20 protein-coding genes and 1 pseudogene are annotated in these 18,473 nt (G+C 45.6%); 5 read left to right on the forward strand and 16 right to left on the reverse strand.

Features of this window, described 5'->3' with window-relative positions; translation table 11 throughout:
* Positions 1 to 161: 161 nt before the first annotated feature.
* From MOC09_RS12225 to MOC09_RS12275, 11 genes and pseudogenes are all read right to left on the reverse strand, one after another.
* Positions 162 to 521 carry a hypothetical protein gene (locus MOC09_RS12225; protein WP_268370649.1) on the reverse strand — a complete coding sequence of 120 codons (360 nt, stop codon included), beginning with the start codon at positions 519 to 521 and terminating at the stop codon, positions 162 to 164.
* A 14-nt stretch (positions 522 to 535) separates the two neighbouring features.
* Positions 536 to 2,416: pseudogene (locus MOC09_RS12230) on the reverse strand (DUF6792 domain-containing protein).
* Positions 2,406 to 3,119, reverse strand: a complete 714-nt coding sequence (locus MOC09_RS12235) for a lipoprotein YvcA (RefSeq protein WP_268358195.1) — start codon at positions 3,117 to 3,119, stop codon at positions 2,406 to 2,408. The pseudogene MOC09_RS12230 and the gene MOC09_RS12235 overlap by 11 nt, the downstream one beginning before the upstream one ends.
* A 247-nt stretch (positions 3,120 to 3,366) precedes the next feature.
* Positions 3,367 to 3,996 carry a bifunctional phosphoribosyl-AMP cyclohydrolase/phosphoribosyl-ATP diphosphatase HisIE gene (gene hisIE, locus MOC09_RS12240; RefSeq protein WP_268358196.1) on the reverse strand — a complete coding sequence of 210 codons (630 nt, stop codon included), beginning with the start codon at positions 3,994 to 3,996 and terminating at the stop codon, positions 3,367 to 3,369.
* The gene (gene hisF, locus MOC09_RS12245) at positions 3,993 to 4,751 is read right to left on the reverse strand and encodes an imidazole glycerol phosphate synthase subunit HisF (RefSeq protein ID WP_268358197.1); all 759 of its coding nucleotides are present in this window, start codon (positions 4,749 to 4,751) and stop codon (positions 3,993 to 3,995) included. The genes hisIE and hisF overlap by 4 nt, the downstream gene beginning before the upstream one ends.
* Entirely contained in the window at positions 4,748 to 5,485 is a 738-nt protein-coding gene (gene hisA / locus MOC09_RS12250) for a 1-(5-phosphoribosyl)-5-[(5-phosphoribosylamino)methylideneamino]imidazole-4-carboxamide isomerase (RefSeq protein ID WP_268370651.1), read from the reverse strand. The genes hisF and hisA overlap by 4 nt, the downstream gene beginning before the upstream one ends.
* A complete protein-coding gene (gene hisH / locus MOC09_RS12255; protein WP_268358201.1) occupies positions 5,482 to 6,120 on the reverse strand; it encodes an imidazole glycerol phosphate synthase subunit HisH in 639 nt (212 codons plus the stop codon). Before hisH ends, hisA begins: the two co-directional genes overlap by 4 nt.
* Positions 6,121 to 6,705: an imidazoleglycerol-phosphate dehydratase HisB gene (gene hisB, locus MOC09_RS12260; RefSeq protein ID WP_106019624.1), complete on the reverse strand. Its 585-nt coding sequence runs from the start codon at positions 6,703 to 6,705 to the stop codon at positions 6,121 to 6,123. It lies immediately after the preceding gene.
* Positions 6,702 to 7,985 (reverse strand): histidinol dehydrogenase, encoded by a 1,284-nt coding sequence (gene hisD, locus MOC09_RS12265; protein WP_268370652.1) that lies wholly within the window; start codon positions 7,983 to 7,985, stop codon positions 6,702 to 6,704. The genes hisB and hisD overlap by 4 nt, the downstream gene beginning before the upstream one ends.
* Positions 7,982 to 8,623: an ATP phosphoribosyltransferase gene (hisG, locus tag MOC09_RS12270; protein ID WP_268370653.1), complete on the reverse strand. Its 642-nt coding sequence runs from the start codon at positions 8,621 to 8,623 to the stop codon at positions 7,982 to 7,984. The genes hisD and hisG overlap by 4 nt, the downstream gene beginning before the upstream one ends.
* Positions 8,616 to 9,791, reverse strand: a complete 1,176-nt coding sequence (locus MOC09_RS12275; protein ID WP_268358205.1) for an ATP phosphoribosyltransferase regulatory subunit — start codon at positions 9,789 to 9,791, stop codon at positions 8,616 to 8,618. Before MOC09_RS12275 ends, hisG begins: the two co-directional genes overlap by 8 nt.
* A 249-nt stretch (positions 9,792 to 10,040) precedes the next feature.
* Between MOC09_RS12275 and MOC09_RS12280 the strand changes: the two genes are divergently transcribed.
* A complete protein-coding gene (locus tag MOC09_RS12280) occupies positions 10,041 to 10,793 on the forward strand; it encodes a C39 family peptidase (protein WP_268358206.1) in 753 nt (250 codons plus the stop codon).
* A gap of 252 nt (positions 10,794 to 11,045) precedes the next feature.
* Positions 11,046 to 11,711 (forward strand): pectate/pectin lyase PelC, encoded by a 666-nt coding sequence (pelC, locus tag MOC09_RS12285; RefSeq protein WP_268358207.1) that lies wholly within the window; start codon positions 11,046 to 11,048, stop codon positions 11,709 to 11,711.
* 22 nt (positions 11,712 to 11,733) lie between these two features.
* Here pelC and hprF read toward each other — a convergent pair whose 3' ends face one another.
* The 5 genes from hprF to hprK are packed head-to-tail and all read right to left on the reverse strand — an operon-like array spanning position 11,734 to position 15,620.
* Positions 11,734 to 12,252 (reverse strand): heptaprenylglyceryl phosphate O-acetyltransferase, encoded by a 519-nt coding sequence (hprF, locus tag MOC09_RS12290; RefSeq protein ID WP_268358208.1) that lies wholly within the window; start codon positions 12,250 to 12,252, stop codon positions 11,734 to 11,736.
* Positions 12,253 to 12,255: 3 nt separating this feature from the next.
* Entirely contained in the window at positions 12,256 to 12,906 is a 651-nt protein-coding gene (ppaX, locus tag MOC09_RS12295; RefSeq protein ID WP_268367162.1) for a pyrophosphatase PpaX, read from the reverse strand.
* On the reverse strand, positions 12,903 to 13,841 hold the full coding sequence (locus MOC09_RS12300; RefSeq protein WP_268370655.1) for a nucleoside recognition domain-containing protein: 939 nt from the start codon (positions 13,839 to 13,841) through the stop codon (positions 12,903 to 12,905). Before MOC09_RS12300 ends, ppaX begins: the two co-directional genes overlap by 4 nt.
* Before the next feature lie 23 nt (positions 13,842 to 13,864).
* Positions 13,865 to 14,674 (reverse strand): prolipoprotein diacylglyceryl transferase, encoded by an 810-nt coding sequence (gene lgt / locus MOC09_RS12305; protein ID WP_268358212.1) that lies wholly within the window; start codon positions 14,672 to 14,674, stop codon positions 13,865 to 13,867.
* A 13-nt stretch (positions 14,675 to 14,687) separates the two neighbouring features.
* Entirely contained in the window at positions 14,688 to 15,620 is a 933-nt protein-coding gene (gene hprK / locus MOC09_RS12310; protein WP_268358213.1) for an HPr(Ser) kinase/phosphatase, read from the reverse strand.
* Between the two features lie 181 nt (positions 15,621 to 15,801).
* Here hprK and nagA point away from each other — a divergent pair, with 181 nt between their 5' ends.
* The 3 genes from nagA to nagR are packed head-to-tail and all read left to right on the forward strand — an operon-like array spanning position 15,802 to position 18,465.
* Entirely contained in the window at positions 15,802 to 16,992 is a 1,191-nt protein-coding gene (gene nagA / locus MOC09_RS12315; RefSeq protein WP_268370657.1) for an N-acetylglucosamine-6-phosphate deacetylase, read from the forward strand.
* Positions 16,989 to 17,717, forward strand: coding sequence for a glucosamine-6-phosphate deaminase (nagB, locus tag MOC09_RS12320; RefSeq protein ID WP_268358215.1), 729 nt, complete (start codon positions 16,989 to 16,991; stop codon positions 17,715 to 17,717). The genes nagA and nagB overlap by 4 nt, the downstream gene beginning before the upstream one ends.
* 16 nt (positions 17,718 to 17,733) lie before the next feature.
* Positions 17,734 to 18,465: an N-acetylglucosamine utilization transcriptional regulator NagR gene (gene nagR, locus MOC09_RS12325; protein WP_268370658.1), complete on the forward strand. Its 732-nt coding sequence runs from the start codon at positions 17,734 to 17,736 to the stop codon at positions 18,463 to 18,465.
* The last annotated feature ends 8 nt before the right edge of the window (positions 18,466 to 18,473 follow it).

Below are 18,473 nucleotides of genomic sequence, written 5' to 3' on the forward strand. Positions count from 1 at the left end.
TTCCTCCTGTTTCAGCATTCAGAAAGGTGAAAATGGCATATCAAAAGGATGATTTTTACTCTTTCTCAATCATATCAATGGCGAGAGACTTTTTCAGTATATTTTTGCCGTGATGAAAATAAAAATCTCCTACTCATTGTTTGAAATAGGAGATTTTTATTTTAGATATCTTTCATAGGCTTCTTTTTTCTGTAAGTCAATGTCACATCCTGCTTTCGCAGGTCTTCAATCATCATTTTATATCGGTCAACTTTCGCAGTATGCTCTTCTTTTATCATCTGAAGTGCAGCTTTTCGTTTTTCGCTATTAGACTCAAGCTCTTTTTTTATTTTTTTTACAATCAACCCTTTTTGCCCTTTGATTTCCTCTTTTAGCGAAGACTCAAATTTCTTTGTCAGGCTGAGAATGTCGTTGATCGGTTTTTTGAGGGCGCCTGCTTTACCCTTCATTTCGTCTTGGGTAAGAAACATATAGGTGGTTGATACAATTTCTGTTTCACTTTCTGAAAATAAGGAAGTCACTCTTCATATTCCTCCTAAGGCTGAAAATCAAATAACTGAGAAATCATTTCTTCTTTTTCAAACAGCTTTTCAATACTCTCGCGGATGTTTTTGATGAAATCTCTTTTTTCTGTTGCCTGTTTTTTTAATTCAGCAACAATTCCATCATTAGCAGGGAGCGCACCTGTGTGGAGCGATTCATGAACTGAGATTTTCTCCAATTATCGAATGTGTGGCTGAAACCGGACGCAAGCCGGTATTGAAGATCGAAGGCATAGTGTGAAGGATTTTCTTCCATATGATGAATAGCCGCGATGATCGCCTGTTTTTTATTTACAAAGTCTTCATCGATTTCCTGACTGTAAACCTTCTGGTACTTAAAAATCGCATCTTCCATATCTTCAACGATTTTCATACCGTTCTGATAGATTCTCACAGCGGATGAGAGATTGACTTGAATCGTTTCTCCCGAGCCGCTCTTTCCTGTAAAGTAAATATCGGAGCCTTTATAGCTAAAGCCTTTTTCCTTTGATAAAGCGTTCAGCATTTGAACGATGCTGTGGCCGTCAACGATGAGTTTTAATGCGTCTTTTGTTTCTGTGTCGAGTGTTTTCAACGAGGACAAGATGGATTTAACATAGTCCACTATTTCACCAACGTCTTTTAAAGCTTGCATAAATTGACCATGCTTTAGATGGTCAATGAAATGTTCGTACCGTGATTCTATGCCTCGCATACTCGCATTAATATTCGTTACTTCTTTTTTGATCACTATCTTTTGGGTTTCATCAATATACCCATTTTCGGCTAACTGATCTACGACCGGTCCGCTGTTTCTCAACAAGGTATGAAGAAAACCTAAAAACGATGGGAGTTCCTCTTTTATTCGGCCATACATTTGCTTGACATCATCAAAATTCTCATATAGGACACTTACTTTCTTTAAAGCGCCGTCTGTATTTTTCACTTCTTCAATCAGGTCTATGTCTATCCCGCTGGCAGCCTTTATAAAACCGTTCAAGCCGTCTCTTTCATAGTCATCCTTATACTTTTGAAGGAATTTTTGAATTGACCTCACGTCTTCATCTGGGATCCCATCCATAATGTTACGGATGCCCTTTACACTTGTGTTTGTATCTGCCATCTTCACTTCACCGAATGTAATAAAATCTGCCTTGCCGCTCGATCCGTACAGCGGGTCATCCTTTGAGATTCGCTGAGTGATGTTTGTTGTGACACCTTTGTCTTTGTAGTATTGGGTGATGGCTTTTTTAAGGTCATCTTTTGGAATTGAATTTAACTCTTTAAATGTATTCACTTTGAACTTCTTAATCATTGTGTACCTTAAATAATCATCTGCTTTTAATAAGTGATCTACACTTATTTGAGCTCCGTTCACTCCATAAACCTCATCATATTCCCCATCTATTAATTGCACCATTACTTGATTATTATTGGCAAGTGAATGCCCCATACTATACGTTTTTAAACTTTCATCCTTGCCAGCTTTCTTTTTGGCTTCTCTAGTAAACTCTTTTGTTGCATTATATTGGCTGTCATCCATTCCAAGAAACAATCCAAAAAAGTTATAAGTCCAGTCTTTATTATCTGCGCTACCTTCAGAAATAATTTGCAACTGATTCACTTCGTGCTTTTTATCTAAAATATGAATAGCAGTACCATCATAACCAGATTCTTCATTCTGGCGTACAAGCTCTTTAGATGTATAAATTTCAATATTTTGTGTGAGTTCTTGATGAGTTTCCATAAATTCTTCGAATGTCTTCTTCAAAGTCTTTCTTAGCTTCTTGTATTTCTTTGGGATCGGAAGAAGCGAATTTCTGTTTATAACTGTATTCTAAATTTATAATACGCAGTTTTATATTTTCATTTTCAAAAATATTTTTATTTCCCATCTTCCCTCTCCTCTAAATGGAAAGTAACAGAGTTTAATATTTTTTTAACCTTTTCTTCATAGCCTTTTGGATTTAACTTACATGTCTGTGCATTTGCTGAGCAGCTAAACATAAAAGAATATTCCATCCCTAAATAATCTTGTTTCTTTGATTTTATATAACCAAGATAGATATAAGAAGGATTCTCTTTGTTGTCAAAGTTTTCTTGTTTTGAAGCAAAATAAATATCCTTATCCTTTGCTTCTACTTTTTCAAATTTACCTTTGTAATCATTTTTACCGCTAACAATATCCAACATGGTCTCCGGGTTGTTTATAAATGATTCATTTTGATAGAACTTTACTGAAGCATTCATTACTATATTCGTTTTATTATTAATACTGTCGAAAAACAGTGACTCGTTTGTCTTTGAAGTTTCAGAGTCGGAATACTCCCCATCCTCTGGAAACAACATCCTAAACCCCTTCAGCTTAGACTCAAGCAAATAGTACCCAGGCTCCTCTTCTTTCGTTGACACCATGTACTCTCTCGTTTTCTCGTCCTGAAACGCCGAAACCTGCGGCAGGTCTTTTGGATCCATGTCTTTTGGTTTTACGGCTTCTGTTTTATTGTCATTTGTGTTGTTTTTTTCATTGTCGTTCATACTGCATCCTCCTGTCAGGGCAAGTAATAAGCTGAAGCATATAAAGATGATCTTTTTCATTACGAACCTCCATGGGTTTTGTGAGAATAGTATTCTATTTTCATCCTAAAAATAATTCTATTGGCCTGGTTAGCGTGTGATTCATTTATCCTTTTCCATGTTGCAACATGGCGGAATTTGGATAAATAGGAAATCTGACTTGGTTTTACTCTTCTTTTATTTACTAATTATGCAAAACACCGCATACACTTCTAAATACCCAATACTATCTTCACGCAAAAAAAAGAGCCGTTATCATCCGGCTCTTTTACTCTTCCTTTTCAAAATGGCGTTTTTTCAATACGTCAAGCACATCATCCAGCGGCAGAGCTTGCTCCCTGAGCAGGACAAGCAGGTGATAAAGCAGATCTGCCGCTTCCCATTTGAGTTCCTCGTGGTCTCGGTTTTTCGCGGCGATGATGACTTCGGATGCTTCTTCACCGACTTTTTTCAAAATCTTATCAACGCCTTCTCGGAAAAGGTAAGTGGTGTAAGCACCTTCAGGCATTTCCGCTTGGCGTTCCGCGATGACGCGCTCCAGTTCGTTGATGATGTCGAACCGGCCCGCAGCCTGTTCTTCTGTTTGGTCCTTTGTAAAACAGCTGTAACTGCCAGTGTGGCAAGCCGGGCCAGACGGTTCTACGAGCACAATCAGCGCGTCCTGGTCGCAGTCATACCGGATACCCTTGACGGCTTGTGTGTTGCCTGACGTTTCACCTTTATGCCATAACGCTTGGCGCGAGCGGCTGTAAAACCATGTTTCTTTCGTTTCCAACGTTTTTTCATACGATTCCTTATTCATATAGGCAAGTGTCAGCACTTCTTTGTTTGCCGCATCCTGCACGATGGCAGGAATTAATCCGTCCTCGTTAAAACGCAATTCATCCGCCTGCTTCATCTCACATTCACCCCGTGATCTTTCAAGTATGATTTCACTTCTTTAATTGATGTTTCTTTATAATGAAAAATAGAGGCAGCCAGTGCGGCGTCGGCTTCTCCTTTTGTAAAAGCCTCAAGCATATGCTGTGCGTTACCCGCGCCTCCTGAGGCAATAACCGGCACAGGAACAGCTTCAGAAATAAGCTTTGTCAGCCTGTGGTCAAACCCTTTTTTCTCACCGTCAGCGTCCATGCTCGTCAGCAATATTTCTCCGGCTCCGCGTTTGACGCCTTCTTTTGCCCATCTTGTGACTTCCCAATCTGTTTTCTTTCTGCCGCCGTGCGTGTAGACCTTATATGTGTCAGATTCTTCGTCATACTTGGCATCGATGGCAAGAACGATGCACTGGGAACCGAAAAACTCGGCTCCTTCTGTAATCAGCTCAGGGCGGAGAACAGCTGCCGTGTTCACCGACACTTTGTCCGCTCCGGCACGCAGAATCGTTTTCATATCGCTAAGCTGATTGATGCCGCCGCCGACTGTAAACGGAATCGCGAGCTTCGCGGCAACCTGCTCCACAACGTCAACCATCGTTTTGCGTCCTTCATGCGAGGCAGAAATATCAAGAAAAACGAGTTCATCCGCGCCTTCCTGGTCGTACACTTCCGCCAGTTCAACTGGGTCACCGGCATCCATCAATTCAAGAAATTGAATTCCTTTGACAACGCGTCCTTCTTTAACATCAAGACATGGAATAATCCGTTTTGTAATCATTTCCGCTTCACCCTTTCAAGCGCCTCGCTCAGCGTAAACTGATTGGTATACAGCGCTTTTCCGATGATCGCTCCAGAAACGCCGTCCGCCTGATAGCGGGCGAGGGCTTCGAGGTCCACGACGGAGCTGACTCCGCCGGAAGCGATCACAGATTTCCCCGTTTCCTTCGCAAGCTCGACAGTGCTTTCAATATTGGGGCCTGACAGCATTCCGTCTGTCGCGATGTCAGTAAAAATAAAGACTTCCGCACCTTCATTGGCAAGCTCTTTGCCTAGTTCGGTTGCCTTAAGAGTTGATGTTTCCAGCCATCCCTCTGTTGAAACAAAGCCGTTTCTCGCATCCAGTCCGATTGCAATTTTCTCGCCATATTGTTTCAGCATTTTTTTTACAAACGGTGGGTTAGAGACAGCTGAGCTCCCCAGGATCACCCGATCAACTCCGCCTGATAAGTATTCATAGACGTCTTTTTCGGAACGGATTCCGCCGCCGATCTCAACTTTCAGATCCAGCTTATGCGCAATCTCAAACACATGGCGGTCATTTACTCTTTTCCCTTCTTTGGCTCCGTCGAGATCAACGAGATGGAGCCATTCGGCACCCTCACCCGCAAATAATGCGGCCATGTCGTACGGTGAGTCACCGTAAATGGTTTCCTTATTATAATCTCCTTGGACAAGACGGACACATTTGCCGTTTCTCATATCTATTGCCGGATATAATGTAAAAGCACTCATTTTTTCACCTTCTGTTCTGCTGCCATTTTCGTGAATTGGGTTAAGATGGACATTCCGACCGTGCTGCTTTTTTCCGGGTGAAATTGGGCGCCAAAGACGTTCCCTTTTCCGACTACAGCAGGCACTTGCACACCATAATCAGCGCTTGCCAAAAGTGCGTTCTCCTGCATCCCGTCAATGTAATAAGAATGTACGAAATAAGCGTACCCTTCCTCTGTTTCAGCCAGCAGCGGAGATTCATTATGAAAGGAAAGTCGGTTCCAGCCCATATGCGGAACCTTCAGCTTGTTTCCTTTCTCATCTTCCGCTTTCAGCCTGACCGCTTTTCCTTTTAACAGCCCGAGTCCTGACGCGGTGCCGTTTTCTTCGCTTTTATCAAATAAAAGCTGCATGCCGAGGCAGATCCCGAGAAGCAGCCTTCCCTCTGAGACCATATCGTGAATTAATTGATCCAGCTTCGCATGGCGCAAATTGTCCATAGCGTCTCCAAATGAACCGACCCCCGGCAAAATGAAGGCATCGGCTTTTCTCAGCTCCCCCGGCTTTTCAGAAACAAAGTACGGTACGCCGACACGCTCAAGCGCCTTTGAGACACTGTATAAATTGCCCATTCCGTAATCTATCACGCCAATCATTTACAGCATCCCTTTCGTTGACGGGATTCCTTTAACACGCGGATCGATCGTTGTCGCTTCATCAAGCGCACGTCCCAGCGCTTTAAAAACAGCTTCAATCATGTGGTGCGTGTTTGTTCCGTAATGAACGATGACGTGCAGGTTCATCCGCGCTTCAAGCGCCAGCTTCCACAAAAATTCATGTACAAGCTCCGTATCAAATGTTCCGACTTTAGCTGCCGGGAAGTCCGCGCGCATTTCTAAGTGCGGCCGGTTGCTTAAATCAATCACAACCTGAGCAAGCGCCTCATCCATCGGAACAAACGCTGATCCGTAGCGTTTAATTCCTTTTTTATCGCCTAAGGCTTCAAGCAGCGCCTGACCTAAGCAAATGCCGATATCTTCAGTCGTGTGGTGATCATCTATATCAACATCGCCTTTCGCGTTAATGGAAAGATCAAATTGCCCGTGTTTCGTGAATAAATCCAGCATGTGTGTCATAAACGGCACGTCTGTTTTGATATCCGCTTGCCCCTCGCCGTCTATGGCGAATGCCAGCTCAATATCTGTTTCGTTTGTTTTTCTGGCGCGCTCCGCTTTTCTCATTTTGAATTCCTCCGTTCTCTCGCTTCGATTGATCTGGCATGCGCTTCTAGCCCTTCAAGTCTGGCAAATGCCGCAATGCTTTCGGCATGTTCTTCAAAGGCTGATTGACTGTAAGAAATAATGCTCGATTTCTTTTGAAAATCCGTTACGTTTAATGGACTTGAAAATCTGGCTGTTCCGTTAGTCGGAAGCACATGGTTCGGTCCGGCAAAATAATCGCCGACAGGCTCAGGGCTATATCTTCCTAAGAAAACCGCACCCGCATGTTTGACTCTGCCAAGCAAAGCTTCGGGAGACTGTGTGATAATTTCTAAATGCTCCGGTGCGAGCGTATTGACCGTATCAATGGCTTCTTCCATTGTTTCCGCCACATAGATACAACCGTAATCGCTCACTGCAGCTTCTGCTATTTCTCTTCGGGGCAAGGTTTTCAGCTGCTCGTTTATTTCTGCTGATACCGCCTCGGCCAGCGTCATCGAATCTGTGACCAACACACATGAGCTGAGCTTATCGTGTTCCGCCTGTGACAGCAGATCGGCCGCAATTTCACGCGGAATCGCTGTTTCATCTGCCAGCACGACGATTTCACTCGGTCCGGCAATCATATCGATATCGACATCACCGAACACCTCTCGTTTGGCAAGCGCGACATAAATATTGCCCGGCCCTGTGATTTTATCCACCGGCTCAATGGTTTCGGTTCCGTATGCAAGTGCTGCAATCGCTTGGGCGCCGCCCATTTTGTACATGTCTTTTATGCCTAGCTCGGCAGCGGCGACTAAAACCCCGGGGGACAGCTGTCCGTCTTTTCCCGGAGGCGTCACAAGCACGATTCTTTCCACACCCGCTACGAGTGCCGGAATGACATTCATCAAAACAGAGGAAGGGTATGCCGCCGTTCCCCCCGGCACATATACGCCGGCGGAATCAAGCGCCGTCACTTTCTGCCCCAGCATTGTGCCGTCCTTTCTGTGATAAAACCAGGAGGATTGCATCTGTCTCTCGTGATATTCCCGAATATTTTTGATTGCCTGCCTAATCACCTGAAGGAGCTGTGAATCCAGCAAGGTATATGCTTTCTCAATTTCTTCTTTTGTGACCAGCGGGCTGTCGATTTCGATACCGTCAAATGTCGCCGTGTAGCTGCGAACCGCTTGATCACCATTTGCTTTAACATCTTCAATAATGGACCGGACCGTTTTTCTTTGCTCTTCCGTTCCGGCATCAATGGATCGCTTGAGAGAAAGCCGTTCTGCACTGCTGATGGTTTTGATCTTCATTTTGCCGTTTCTCCTTCCACAACAAGAGATAAACGGGATGCCATTTCGTCTATTACATCGTCTTTCATGCGATAGCTTACCGGATTCACGATAAAGCGGGACGTAATGTCACAAATGTGCTCCGTTTCAACAAGCCCGTTTTCTCTCAGCGTCTGTCCCGTGGAAACGATGTCCACAATTCGGTCCGCAAGCCCAATAAGCGGAGCCAGCTCGATTGACCCGTTGAGCTTAATGATTTCGACTTGTTCTCCCTGCTCCCTGAAATAACTGGAAGCCACATTCGGATACTTTGTCGCGATTCTCGGCGCTACGCCGCTCCAGTCTGCATTGGGAAGTCCGGCGACTGCCAAGTGGCATTTGCTGATTTTCAAATCCAGCACCTCATACACATCGCACTCCTCCTCAAGCATGACATCCTTACCCGCAATTCCGACGTCTGCCACGCCATGCTCCACATATGTGGTCACATCCATCGGCTTCGCTAAAATGAAACGGAGATTTTCCTCCGGGACATCGATGATCAGTTTCCTCGAATCTTCAAACTCCTCTGGGAGCTTGTAGCCCGCCTGCCGCAGCAGCCCTGCCGCTTCTTCAAATATCCGGCCCTTCGGCATCGCCATTGTGAGTAACTTACCCATTTTGCTCTTCCTTTCTGGCACCGATAAAATAGGTGACGTTTGCAAAAGATTTTGTCATCTGATCGATATTTTTAATTCCAGATAAATCTTGAAGAACCACTTTGTTCCCTTTCATACGTTCTTCATTCGCATAAGCGATGGCTTGCGCCCGCTGCTCTTTGCTGAAAATAACAGCGTCAATGTCACAAGGTTCGTCTTTCAAATGAAGTGCTTCAATCAGCCGGTCGATCCGAAGCCCAAAGCCTGTCGCCGGTGCGGGTGAATCAAAATGGCCCAGAAGCTTGTTGTAACGGCCGCCGCTTCCAATGACAAAGCCGACATTTTCCGCGTACACCTCAAATAAAATCCCTGTGTAATAGCTCATGTGACTGACCATATTCAGATCAAGACGGACATTTTCCGTACATCTATAATCCTCGAGAATGCCCCACAGCGCCTTCAGCTCATCAACCACGCTTTTTCCTTGTGCAGAATCGACGATTTCCTCAGCACGCCCGCAAACTTCTATGCCGCCCCTCAGTTCAAGAAGCTCAAGCAGCCTGCTTTGATCAATGGAGGAAAGCGGGAGAGACTTGACATGTTCTCTGTAGCCAACGTAGTTCTTCTCATATAAAAACCGCCGCAGCACATCAGCGCGTTCAACGTTTCCAAGCACCTCAACAAACAGGGCATCCGCAATGCCGGCATGGCCGATAGCAATCTTAAAGGAAGCCAGCCCGGCGTTTTTTAACGCACCGATTACTAAAGCAATGACCTCCGCATCCGCGCTTGTCGTGCCGTCACCGATTAATTCCACTCCGACCTGCTCGAATTCGGCGGGACGTCCGCCTTCGCGTTCCTGAGCCCTGAACACATTTGCCGCATAGCCGACTCTAAGCGGATGATCGTGTTTCAGAAGCTTTGATGCCGCTACCCTTGCAATCGGTCCTGTCATATCCGGGCGAAGCACCAATGTCTTGCCGTCCTGATCAAGAAGCTTAAACAGCTGCTGCTCTTCAATTGCTGACTGCACGCCAACGGTATCGTAAAACTCCAGTGTCGGCGTTTCCATAAATTGATATCCCCATTTATCGATCAAATCGGTTAACGATTGTCTCACCTTTTTTTTCGTTTCGTATAAACCGGGCAGTGTATCTCTCATGCCGTGCGGTTTTTCAAACATAAACATCAACCCGAGCACCTCCGTTGCAGTGTTTGAAGGAAAATTCCGAATCCTTTAGTTCGCTAATATGATAATATGTTAGCAGATGAAAGATCGAAAATCAATGCTTACCTTCAGTCAGGATTTTTTTAGTACAAATATCCTTCTCCTCATTATGAAAAAATCATGAATAATGTATTAAAGGTGCGTAATATCTCAAATTCTTTATGTTTAGCATGCTATAATACAAATCAAATAGAGAACAAGGAGATAAAGATGAAAACACTGCGAACTCTATGTGTCCTGATGATTCTTTCAGGCGTTATTTTTTTCGGACTTAAAATAGATGCAAAAGATATAGATATTCCTTTTTTGAACAGCCTTAAAAAAGTGGTTTCTGATAGCGATACAGACTCAGCTGCGAACAGCAAAAAGGAGCTGAAGGGAAGCGCCGAACCGCTGGATGTCATCCTTTATAACCAGATGGACGCGCCTCGGCTCTATAACGGCTGTGAAGTAACAAGCCTTGCGATGGTGCTGAATTACGCGGGATACGACGTAACAAAAAACACATTGGCAAACCAGATTGCCACAGTGCCTTTGACATACAGCAGCGGATTAAAGGGTGATCCGAATGACGGATTTGTCGGGGATATGGCAAATGGCCCGGGTCTCGGTGTCTATCACGGGCCGATCTATCAGCTGGCGAAAACCTACGCCGGCAACAAAGTGTCTGACCTGACTGGAAAAAGCATTTCCGCTGTTTATGCACAGCTTGAGAAAGGCAATCCTGTTTGGGTGATTACGACCGCCAACTTTACGCCAGTGGACAACATGCAGACATGGAAAACGCCAAACGGAACAATAGATATCACGTACAGTGAACACAGTGTCGCCGTTACGGGATATGACGAAAAGTATGTCTATCTCAATGATCCGTATGGCTACAAAAACAGAAAAACCGACAGAACGAGCTTTGAAAAAGCGTGGGAACAAATGGGCAGCCAAGCCATCGTTATTCAAAAGTAAACGGCTGAAAACTGTTCGTTTTTACAGTGCCCTATGCTCTCCCCTGAGCAAATACGACAATATTCATGCTTTTTGTTTCAATCGGTAATATCGATTCATTTTCCATTTATCATCCAAAATTGTCTTTACTTTCAGGCTGTCTGTTTTTATGATTAAAGCAGATTCAGCCTTGCCCCGATCTATGTGAGAGAAGCCGGTGCAAGACGCTGAAGCTTCTCTTACAAATTAAATATTCCGGGGAGGATTTTATCATTGAAAAGAATCGTGTCTATCCTATTTATGTTCAGTTTGGTTATAGGTTTCAGCCAGTTTCAGTCATCAACTGCATTTGCAGCTGACAAAGTGGTTCACGAAACAATTATCGTACCAAAAAATACAACATATGACGGGAAAGGACAGCGGTTTGTAGCAGGGAAAGAATTAGGTGACGGAAGCCAGTCTGAAAACCAGGAACCTGTTTTTCGCGTAGAGGATGGAGCAACCCTGAAAAATGTGGTGCTTGGCGCACCTGCTGCTGATGGCGTGCACACTTATGGAAACGTTAACATTCAGAATGTAAAGTGGGAAGATGTTGGTGAGGATGCGTTAACGGTGAAGAAGGAAGGAAAAGTAACCATTGACGGCGGCTCTGCCCAAAAAGCGTCAGATAAGATTTTCCAGATCAATAAGGCCAGCACATTCACAGTGAAAAACTTCACGGCGGACAATGGCGGAAAATTCATTAGACAGCTAGGCGGTTCAACCTTCCACGTTGATGTGATCATCGATAAGTGCACCATCACGAACATGAAAGAAGCGATATTCCGGACAGACAGCAAAACAAGCACGGTCAAAATGACAAATACACGCTACTCCAATGTCGGCCAAAAATGGATCGGCGTTCAGCATATTTACGAAAACAACAATACTCAATTTTAACAATAAAAAAGCCTGCTGATGTTTATTCAGCGGGCTTTTTGAATCTCTCTTGCATTTCTTCCTTCGTATAGATGATCCTCATCGGATTTCCGCCGACAAATGCCCCGGCAGGTACGTCTTTATGGACAAGCGTTCCGGCGGACACAATTGCGCCATCCCCTATTTCCACACCTGGCAGAATGGTCGTGTTCGCACCGATCATCACTTCGTCTCCGATCAGGACTTTGCCGATCCGGTATTCATGAATCAAATACTCATGGGCCAAAATGGTCGTATTGTACCCGATGATTGTATTTGTTCCGACTGAGATCTTTTCCGGAAACATAATATCCGGCATCACCATAAGGGCAAAGGATGTCTGTTTTCCTACCTTCATCCGCAGAAATGTACGGTACAGCCAGTTTTTCATACCGATAAACGGTGTATATCTCGCCATTTGAATGACAATAAAATTTTTGACAACCTTTACAAAAGGCACCGTTTGATAGACATGCCATAGTGAGTTAGCCCCCGTGACCGGATGGCGATCTGTTTTTCTCACAGATTACTTCACTCCAACGATTTGTAATAGATCACTCATTTTCTCAAGCATATAATCAGGCTCATGCTTCGCCAGCATTTCCGGCCCTTTAATCGTCCATGCGACTCCGGCCGTTTTTGTTCCGGCGTTTTTCCCTGCCAGCACGTCGTGGTAATTATCGCCGACCATAATGGCTTCCGCCGGCACGCTTCCAAGCTGTTTCAGCGCTAAAAGCACAGGCTCGGGATCAGGCTTTGCATTTGTCACATCATCAAGAGTGACGACCGTTTCAAAGAATTCGCCGATTCCTGTCAGCTTGAGGCCCATATTGACAGTATCTCTTAATTTCGTTGTCACAATCCCTAATTTAAAGCCGGATTTTTTCAGTGCATCCAAGGTTTCATACACGGTTTCATATTCAGTCACAAGTGTATCATGCATGTCATGATTGTACGCTCTGTACATGGCGATCATATCATCACATTTATCAGGGTCCATCGAAGAGAATGTTTCAAAAAGAGACGGCCCGATAAATGCGAGCACATCCTCTCTTTTATACTTGCTTGGGTAATAATGCTCCAGTGTATGCAAAAAGGACGCGATAATTAATTCATTCGTATTAATAAGGGTCCCGTCTAAATCAAACAAAATCGTCGTTACTTGTTTGTCACTCATACTGCTTCCTTTCCAACCGGTGAAGGTTTCCATTTTTTCCACGTATGTGCTATGACCATCGTCAGCAGTACTGCTGTGGCGACACGAATCAGAAGAAGAGGCCAGACCGGTATGCCGAGCGGAATAAAGACTAATGTATCTTCCACGACCGCGTGGCAGGCAACGAGAAAAATAAATGCCAACGTCATATCCCGTCTGCTCACACCGTCATCCTCGACAGCCTTGATCATGACACCCGCTCCGTAGGCCAGACCAATTGTCAGTCCCGCCACCATCGTCATAGACGTATTTTTATTCATGCCAAGCAGCTGCGTAAACGGAGACAACCACCCGGAAAACCGATGCAGCCAGCCTAAATCTCTTAAAAACTGAATAATGATCATCAGCGGGATCACAATTGCCGCCAGCTGCAAAACACCAAGTCCGGCTTTCATTAAAGCCTCGGCCAGCATTGCCAGCCAGCCGTCTGGCGCCGTGCTCTTTGCGGCGATAAAACCGTACTGCGCCGTTTCCTGTCCGCCATGCCAAATGAGGTTGATGACGATGGCTGACACAGCGGCCAAACCGATGCGCACGGCCAATATGACGCCAATTCTGATGCCAACCTTTGCGGCAACTGTCGATTCGATAATCAAGTTATGACAGAATGAAAGCATAACAGCTAAAATAAAGACTTCCTTCACAGATAAATCCAATGTCAAAATCCCGGCAATTCCCGCATACAGATTCAGCATATTTCCCAGCACAAGCGGAATGGCCGCTTCACCTGAAAGCCCGAACAGGCCCATAACCGGTGTGATCAGCCGTACCAGCCAATCCATGACAGACGTATGCTGGAGCAAAGTGACCAATAGTGTTACCGGGAAAATGACTTTACCGAGCGTCCATGTTGTTTGAAGACCTGCCGCAAGACCAGCCAGAAAGATTTTCTTCATCCCTCAGCCCCCTTTGTTGACGTCTACTCCGCGTAACGCTCCTTCGAGTACCCCTTGACCCGTCTGAAGATGATGGCTCCCACAGCCAAAACAATCAATACGATTGAAATCACCTGAGCGATGCGAAGTGTATCAGCTAGCATTAAGCTGTCAGTCCGCATTCCTTCAATAAAGTATCTTCCGATCGAATACCAAATGATATAGGTCAAGAACAGCTCGCCTCTCCTTAAATTCGCTCTGCGCAGGAGGAGCAAAACGATGACGCCGACAAGGCTCCACAGTGATTCATATAAAAAAGTAGGGTGGTAGTATTGCCCGTTGATGTACATTTGATTGATGATAAATTCAGGCAGGTGCAGGTTTTCTAAAAAGGCTCTGCTGACTGCCTCGCCGTGCGCTTCCTGATTCATGAAGTTTCCCCAGCGGCCGATCGCCTGGCCGAGCAAAATGCTGGGGGCGGCAATATCCGCAAGCTTCCAGAATGAAAGGTTTTTCACTCTTGAAAACACATAACCTGTTAAAATGGCGCCGATTAACCCGCCGTGAATGGCAATGCCGCCCTTCCAAATCTTAATGATTTCTCCCGGATGCGCCGCATAATAATCCCATTCAAATGCAACGTAGTAAATTCGTGCGCAAATAATCGCAATCGGAATGGCAAACAGGACAAGATCGATAAACGTATCTTTCTGCAGCCCCCTTTTCTCACTTTCCCTCATGGCAATCCAAAGCCCGAGCAAAGCGCCGAGACCGATAATGATTCCGTACCAATGGACGGCTAACGGCCCCAGCTGAAATGCTATTGGATTGAGTGGTTCTATCGCTTCATTCATTTAACGCCAACTCCTATTCGTCTTGTTCACCGTCTTCAATGACATCCGCCAGCTTGTTGGTAAATTGTTCAGCGGCATTCAGCCCCATCCGCTTCAATCTGAAGTTCATTGCCGCCACTTCGATGATGACTGCGAGATTTCGGCCCGGACGGACGGGAATTGTCAGTTTTGTAATTTCCGTATCAATGATTTTCATGGTTTCTTCCTCAAGTCCGAGACGGTCGTATTGCTTGCCCTGCTCCCAAAGTTCAAGGTTCATGACAATCGTGATTCGTTTATTGCTTCTGACCGCACCGGCGCCAAACAGCGTCATCACGTTGATAATGCCAAGCCCCCTGATTTCAAGGAGATGTTCAATTAATTCTGGAGCGTTTCCGACAAGAGTATCCTGATCCTCCTGCCGAATTTCAACGCAGTCATCGGCAACGAGGCGGTGCCCTCTTTTCACAAGCTCCAGCGCAGTTTCACTTTTTCCGACGCCGCTTTTTCCTGTGATCAGCACGCCGACACCATATATATCGACAAGAACGCCGTGAATCGCCGTGGTAGGCGCCAGCCGGCTCTCAAGAAAGTTAGTTAAACGGCTTGACAGCCTTGTCGTTTTCAGCGGTGATCTGAGGACAGGCACACCGTTTTTTTCAGAAGCGTCAATCAGCTCCTGCGGGATAGGCATATCTCTGGAAAGAATGATAGCTGGTGTTACATCAGTGCACAGAGAATCCATTCGCTGCTTTTTCTCCTCTTCCGGCAGCTGCTCAAAGAAAGAAAGCTCTGTTTTTCCGAGAAGCTGCACGCGCTCCCTCGGGTAATATGTAAAATATCCGGCAATTTCAATGCCTGGTCTTGATAAGTCACTCATTGTAATCGGGCGGTTAATCCCTTCTTCACCGCTGATTAATTCCAAATTGAACTGTTCCATTACGTCTTTTGTGCGAACCTTTGCCACGATATGTTCCTCCTGTTCCGGGCTGCCCCGAGCTTGCTCACAATACCTTCATTTTATCACTTTCGGGCTTGAACCTAAAACAGATTTTATAAAAGGCGGGAAAACACCTCAGCTGGTCTAGATCACTAGTCTGAAAAAGAGTAAAATAAATGTATTCATATTCCAGAAAGGCGGATCACCTATGGCAGAAAGTCTACTTATCCGAGACATCGCGATCGTGACAGAAAATGAAGTAATCAAAAATGGCTATGTCGGAATCAAAGGCGGAAAAATCAGCACAGTCTCAACAGAACAGCCTAAAGAATCTTATTCAAAAGAGATAAAGGCACCGGCAGATTCCGTTTTGCTTCCCGGTATGATTGACATTCATATTCACGGCGGCTATGGCGCCGATACGATGGATGCAAGCTTTTCCGCTCTCGACACCATGTCGTCAAGACTGCCCGAAGAAGGCACGACGAGCTTTTTAGCAACAACCATTACTCAGGAACATGGGCACATTTCTCAAGCTTTGGTGAATGCAAGAGATTGGAAAGCAGCTGAAGAATCCTCTTTACAAGGCGCTGAACTGCTAGGCATTCATTTAGAGGGCCCCTTTGTTTCACCTAAAAGAGCCGGAGCGCAGCCAAAGGAATGGATCAGGCCTTCGGATGTTGCGCTTTTCAAAAAGTGGCAGGAGGAGGCAGGCGGGCTGATCAAAATTGTCACACTTGCGCCAGAGGAGGATCAGCATTTTGAACTGATCCGCTATTTAAAAGACGAATCGATTATCGCGTCGATGGGGCACACAGATGCCGACTCCGCACTACTGTCGGAGGCCGCGAAAGCAGGGGCGAGCCATATGACCCATCTGTACAACGCAATGAGCCCGTTTCATCACCGAGAGCCCGGCGTGATCGGAACGGCGCTGGCTCATGATGGGTTTGTGACAGAGCTTATCGCAGACGGCATCCACTCCCATCCTTTAGCGGCAAAGCTTGCTTTTCTGGCAAAGGGCAGCAGCAAACTCATTTTAATTACCGATTCCATGAGGGCAAAAGGACTGAAAGACGGAGTATATGAGTTTGGCGGCCAAAGTGTGACGGTAAGAGGAAAAACCGCTCTTCTTTCAGACGGCACACTTGCCGGTTCGATCCTCAAAATGAACGAAGGCGCACGGCATATGCGTGAGTTTACAAATTGCCCTTGGACGGATATAGCTAATATAACTTCTGCAAACGCGGCCAAACAGCTGGGCATCTTTGACCGAAAAGGCAGTGTGACAGAGGGAAAAGATGCGGATCTTGTCATTGTCAGCAGTGATTGCGAGGTGATTCTCACCATTTGCCGCGGAAACATTGCATTTATATCCAAGGAGGCTGACCAGATATGAAAGTAATGGAATGTCAAACATATGAAGAGCTAAGCCAAAAAGCAGCCAGCATAGTGGCAGACACAGTAAAGGAAAAACCTGCCGCCGTGCTCGGTTTAGCTACAGGCGGCACGCCGGAAGGCACGTATCGCGAGCTGATCCGCCTGCACCAAACTGAGAACCTCTCATTTAAAAACGTCACTACGGTTAATTTGGATGAATACGCCGGACTTTCAAGCGATGACCCGAACAGCTATCACTACTATATGAATCATCGTTTTTTTCAGCATATCGACAGCCAGCCAAGCCGGCATTTTATTCCCGATGGAAATGCAGACGATCTTGAAGCAGAATGCAGGCGGTACGACCAATTAGTCAAATCCCTCGGCGGCACTGACATCCAGCTTCTCGGCATTGGGCGAAACGGGCATATCGGCTTTAACGAACCGGGAACGCCTTTCAAGTCGCGAACACACGTTGTAACATTAAATGAACAAACCCGCCGGGCGAATGCCAGATATTTTTCTTCCATAGACAGCGTACCAAAACAAGCGCTCACAATGGGAATTGAGACGATCCTCTCAAGCAAACGCATTCTCCTGCTTATTTCCGGCAAAAGCAAAGCGGAGGCCGTGAAAAAGCTGTTAGAAGGAGACATAAGCGAAGATTTTCCCGCATCTGCTTTGCACCTGCATTCTGATGTTACGGTTTTGATTGATCGTGAAGCCGCGGCATTAAAGCCTTGAAAGGAACATGCTGACTATGAATATTGATAAACAATCGCCTATTCCGATTTATTATCAGATTATGGAGCAATTAAAAGCCCAAATTAAGAGCGGAGAGCTGCAGCCGGATATGCCACTTCCCTCTGAGCGCGAATATGCCGAACAATTCGGGATCAGCCGGATGACGGTTCGCCAGGCGCTTTCTAATTTAGTCAATGAGGGCTTCCTCTATCGCCTGAAAGGCCGGGGCACCTTTGTCAGCAAGCCAAAAATGGAACAAGCACTCCAAGGGCTGACAAGCTTTACCGAGGATATGAAAAGCCGCGGAATGATACCGGGCAGCAGGCTCATTGACTATCAGCTTATTGAGTCAACTGAGGAGCTCGCTGCAATATTAGGCTGCGGGCACCCCTCCCCTATCCATAAAATCACTCGGGTGCGGCTGGCGAATGATATTCCGATGGCGATTGAATCCTCGCACATTCCGTTTGAGCTTGCTGGGGAATTAAACGAATCGCATTTTCAATCGTCGATTTACGAGCATATTGAAAGGTACAACAGCATACCGATTTCCCGTGCAAAACAGGAGCTTGAACCAAGCGCTGCAACCTCGGAAGAAGCGGGCATTCTTGACATTCAAAAGGGAGCGCCTGTCCTGTTAATCAAACGAACAACGTATTTACAGAACGGAACTGCTTTTGAACATGCCAAATCTGTTTACAGAGGCGACCGCTATACATTTGTCCACTATATGGACCGGCTTTCATAAAAAAAGCT

This window comes from Bacillus sp. N12A5 (assembly GCF_026790125.1).
In the GTDB taxonomy this organism is placed as follows: domain Bacteria; phylum Bacillota; class Bacilli; order Bacillales; family Bacillaceae; genus Bacillus.